At 71.7% G+C, this 4,324-nt stretch carries 3 protein-coding genes; all 3 read right to left on the reverse strand.

The window, feature by feature from the left end:
* Positions 1-2,137: serine hydrolase (locus tag AB0C29_RS36045; protein WP_360830096.1), on the reverse strand; the 2,137-nt coding region annotated here is incomplete at its 3' end.
* A gap of 118 nt (positions 2,138-2,255) precedes the next feature.
* Positions 2,256-3,464 carry a pyridoxal phosphate-dependent aminotransferase gene (locus AB0C29_RS36050; protein WP_360830099.1) on the reverse strand — a complete coding sequence of 403 codons (1,209 nt, stop codon included), beginning with the start codon at positions 3,462-3,464 and terminating at the stop codon, positions 2,256-2,258.
* 20 nt (positions 3,465-3,484) lie between these two features.
* Positions 3,485-4,324: HAMP domain-containing sensor histidine kinase (locus AB0C29_RS36055; protein WP_360830102.1), on the reverse strand; the 840-nt coding region annotated here is incomplete at its 5' end.

Raw genomic sequence — 4,324 nt, forward strand, 5'->3', positions numbered from 1 at the left:
TGCTGATCGAGCGCGTCGTCGGCCCGCCGTCCCGGGTGGCGATCGCCGCCCAGCGCACCGACGGGCCCACGGTGTAGACGTCCTTGTCGGTCAGCCGGAAGTCGTCGGCCGCCGCCGCGTCGAACCAGGCCTGGTATGCCGCCGCCGTCGCGCCGTGGATCGCCCGGTACGGGGTCGCCGTGTGCGCCCCGCCGGTCGCGCCCGGATCGGCCAGCCAGACCGCGGCGTAGCGGGCCTGCCCGGCCAGCTCGTAGCCGTCGACCGAGATCAGGCGGTAACCCTTGGCGTCGTACTCGTCGGCGTGCTGCTGGTATTCGGCGCCGGTCATCCGGATGTGGCTGATCCAGGACCGCTTGTCCGGGTTGGCCGTCCAGACCGAGGCGTAGCGCGGTTGGCCGTTGTCGAGCCAGCCGGAGACCTTGGTCATCCGGTAGCCGGCCTGGCTCAGCTCGTCGAAGCGGGTGGTGAACGCGGCGAACGTCTGCCCGTGGGTGGCGGCCCAGGGCGTGCCGTCGGTGTTGCGGACCCAGGTGCTGGCGTAGGCCGTACCGGTGTCGCCGCGGTGGCCGTTGACGTCGACGAGCCGGAAGCCGTCGGCCTTGGTGGTGTCGACCAGGGCCTGGTATCCGGCGGCCGGGGTCGCGCGGTGCGAGCGCCAGTCGCGCCCGTCGCGTTCCCAGATGGTCGAGTAGTACGGGCCCTGGGCCAGGAAGTCGTCAGCGGCCCGGCACAGGCGTTGCTCCGCGGCGGCCCAGTCGAAGCTGCCCCACGCGTGCTGGTTGGTCAGCAGCACCACGTTGAGCCCGTTGACGCAGCGGGCCGCCACGGTCTGGGTCGCCGCCAGCCGGCCGTTGTGCGAGTACGCGATCTTCGTGCCGGCCGGGAAGTTCCAGTAGGTCTCCGCCGTCCGCGGGGTGCCGAAGTTCCACCAGTGCGCGTAGAACGTCGCCACCGCCGAGGCGGACATGGACAGCCCGCCGTGCGCGGCCATCGACTCCAGCACCCAGCCACCGTCGGCGTAGCAGCGCCGCTGCCCGGCCTCGCCGGCGAACGTGCTGATCGGCACGTTGGCGTTCCAGTTCTTGTCGACGCACCAGTACGCGGGCTCACGAGTGTTACGGGTGAGCCGCTTGGTACGCGACAGCACCACATCGGCGGACGCGATCCCGAGCGGGGCCAGCAGCCGCTGATAGACATAGTCGCGGTACGGCAGCCCGCCGGCCTTCTCGATCACCAGTCCCAGGATCAGGTATCCCAGGTTGGAGTAGTGGTACTCGGCGCCGGGGGCCGCGTCGAGCCCCAGCCCGAGCATGAACTCGGTGAAGTCGCGCGGCGTCGGTGGCGCGTTCAGCTTGCGGGCCTGGTAGACCTCCCACGCGCGGAACAGGTAGTCGGTGGTCTTGTTGTTGTCGAAGCCGCCCCGGTGCCCGACAAGGTCCTTGACCCTCAGGTCGGCGATGCGTTCGTCGAAGCCGTCGGGCAGGTTGACCGTCAGCACGCAGTTGGCCGGGCCGCCCTTGACGCAGAACACGTAGTCGGTCTTCTCGAGCAGGTCCCGTTCGTCGAGGTCGTGGATCGCCGCCGCGGTGAGCGGCTTGGTGATGCTGGCGATGCGGAACAGCTCGTTGTCCGGGGTCGCCGGGCCGAGGTCGGTGATGGCACCGGGCGGGGCGTTGCGGGCCCACCACGGGCCCACCCGGCCGTAGCCCTGGTCGTAGATGGTGCCGCACTCGTTGGCCACGGCGAGCGACGCCGTCATGAAGCCCCAGTCCTGCATCATCTTGGTGACCTGGGCGTCGAAGCCGGCGAACCGGGACTCGGCGAAGGCCGGCACCTCGCAGCCCAGCTCGCGCTGGCGGTAGAGCGGCGGTGCGGCGCCGTCGGTCAGCACGGCCGCGGGTGGTTGCCCGGACGCCTCGACGCGGATCGCGTCCGCGCCGGCCGGCGGTGGAGTCACCTCCTCGCCGGGCCGCATCCGGTCGCCTGCCTTGTGCAGCAGGTCGCGGACGGCGCGGACGGACTGTTGGAGCCGGCCGGGATCAGGCTCCGCGATGGGAGCGGCGGGGGCCGGGGCTGCGGCGAGCCCCAGCCAGAGGATGGTCGCGGCGGCGACGGCCAGACCTTTTCGCGTACGCATGCAAGTGCCTCCTGGGTCGAGGAGCGGGTTCGTCCCAGGAGGCGTACCAGGGTTGAGCAGGCCGGACGGGCGAGTTCCGCGCTGAGCGGACGCACGCCGGGGCCGGTGGTGCCGGTGGCTACTGCCGGTAGGTCTCGAGGAAGCGGCGCAGCCGGTCGGTGGCGTCGTCGAGCACGTCGACCGGGGCCAGGAAGACCATCCGCAGGTGGTCCGGGGTGGGCAGGTTGAAGCCGGTGCCGTGGGAGAGCAGCATCAGCTGCTGCTCCAGCAGGTCGATGATCATTTTCTGGTCGTCGCGGATCTTGTGGACCTCGGGGTCCAGCCGGGCGAACAGGTACAGCGCGCCGGCCGGCCGGACGCAGTCGACGCCGGGGATCTCGTTGATCTTGCGCCAGGCGTGGTTGCGCTGTTCGTAGAGGCGCCCGCCCGGGCGGATCAGCGTGGTGATGCTCTGGAAGCCGCCGAGCGCGGTCTGCACGGCGTGCTGGGCCGGCACGTTGGGGCACAGCCGCATGTTGGCCAGCAGTTGCAGGCCTTCCAGATACTCCGACGCGTGGGTGGTCGGCCCGCTGACCGCCATCCAGCCGGACCGGAAGCCGGCCGCCCGGTACGCCTTGGACAGCCCGCTCATGGTCAGCACGAGCAGGTCCGGCGCGAGCGCGGCGGCACATTCGTGCTTGGCGTCGTCGTACAGGATCTTGTCGTAGATCTCGTCCGCCAGGACCAGCAGGTTGTTGCGCCGGGCGATCTCCAGCAGGCCCAGCAGGGTCTCCCGCGAGTAGACCGCGCCGGTGGGGTTGTTCGGGTTGATGATCACGATGGCCCGGGTGTTCGGGGTGACCTGGGCGGCCACGTGCTCCAGGTCGGGCGCCCAGTCCTGGGTCTCGTCGCAGCGGTAGTGCACCGGCCGCCCGCCGCACAGCGTCACCGCGCCGGTCCACAGCGGATAGTCCGGGCTCGGCACGAGCACCTCGTCGCCGGTGTTCAGCAGCGCCTGCAGCGACATCACGATCAGCTCGGAGACGCCGTTGCCGAGGAACACGTCGTCCGGTTGCACACTCTCGACCCCGAGGGTCTGGTAGTACTGCGCGACGGCGACCCGGGCGGAGTAGATGCCGCGCGCGTCGCTGTAACCCTCGGCGTCGCCCAGGTGCATCACCATGTCGGCGACGATCGGCTCCGGTGTGCTCAGTCCCCAGGGCGCCGGGTTGCCCAGGTTGAGCTTGAGGATGCGGTGCCCCGCGGCCTCGAGCTCCTGGGCGCGGCGCAGCACCGGGCCACGGATGTCGTACCGGACGTTCTTGAGCCTGCTCGCCTGCTCGACCATGCGGCCCAGCCTAAGCCTGTCTAGGCCAGGTCGGCGGCCAGCAGCTCGGGTCCGGTGACCGGCGCCACCGGCGACGCGGCCAGGGTGAACCAGAAGACGCTGCCGCCGCCCGGGTTGGCCTCGACGCCCAGCTCGCCGCCGTGCAGGGCGACGATCTTGCGGCAGACGGCCAGGCCCAGCCCGGTGCCGGGGAAGCCCTCGGCCGCCGGCGCACGGTGGAACGGCGCGAAGATCCGGGTGCGCTGCTCCTCCGGTACGCCGATGCCGCGGTCGGCGACCTCGATGCGGACCAGGCCGGGGGCGTGGTCGCGGGCAGCCACGGTCACCCGGGCGGCCGTACCGTGCCGGACGAAGCGCACCGCGTTGTCGACGAGCTGGCTGAGCAGCTCACCGAGCAGGTCGGGGTCGGCGGTGACCGCGGGCAGCTCGCCCACGTCGATGCTGGGTCGTTCGCCGTCCACGTGGTCGAGGCGCGCGGCCACGACACCCAGGGCCAGCCCGCCGGTGTCGACCGGCACGAGCTTGAGGGCGGCGTCGTTCGTGGTCGAGTAGGTCAGCAGGTCGTCCACCAGCGTCAGCATCCGGCCGGTGCTGCGCCCGATGCGGTCCAGGAAGCCGCGCGTGGCCGGGGCGAGCGACGGGTCGCCGTCCTCCAGCAGCAGCTCGGTGAAGCCGGCGATGGTGTGCAGCGGGGCGTGCAGGTGATCGGAGGCCGCCCGGGCGAAGCCGACCAGTTCCTCCTCCTGCTCGCGCAACTGCTGCTCGGCGGCCAGCGCCTGCTGCCGCAGCCTCTGCTGGACCTCCTGCGCGCGGGCCAGCTCGGCCCGGTGCCGGTCGAGGTCGGCGCGGCGCTCGGCGGC

Source organism: Actinoplanes sp. NPDC048791 (genome assembly GCF_040650095.1).
Lineage (GTDB): Bacteria > Actinomycetota > Actinomycetes > Mycobacteriales > Micromonosporaceae > Actinoplanes.

Bases quoted from the DNA above. Each gene is read 5' to 3' on its own strand.
- AB0C29_RS36050 (WP_360830099.1), bottom strand. From the start codon at position 3,464: ATGGTCGAGCAGGCGAGCAGGCTCAAGAACGTCCGGTACGACATCCGT.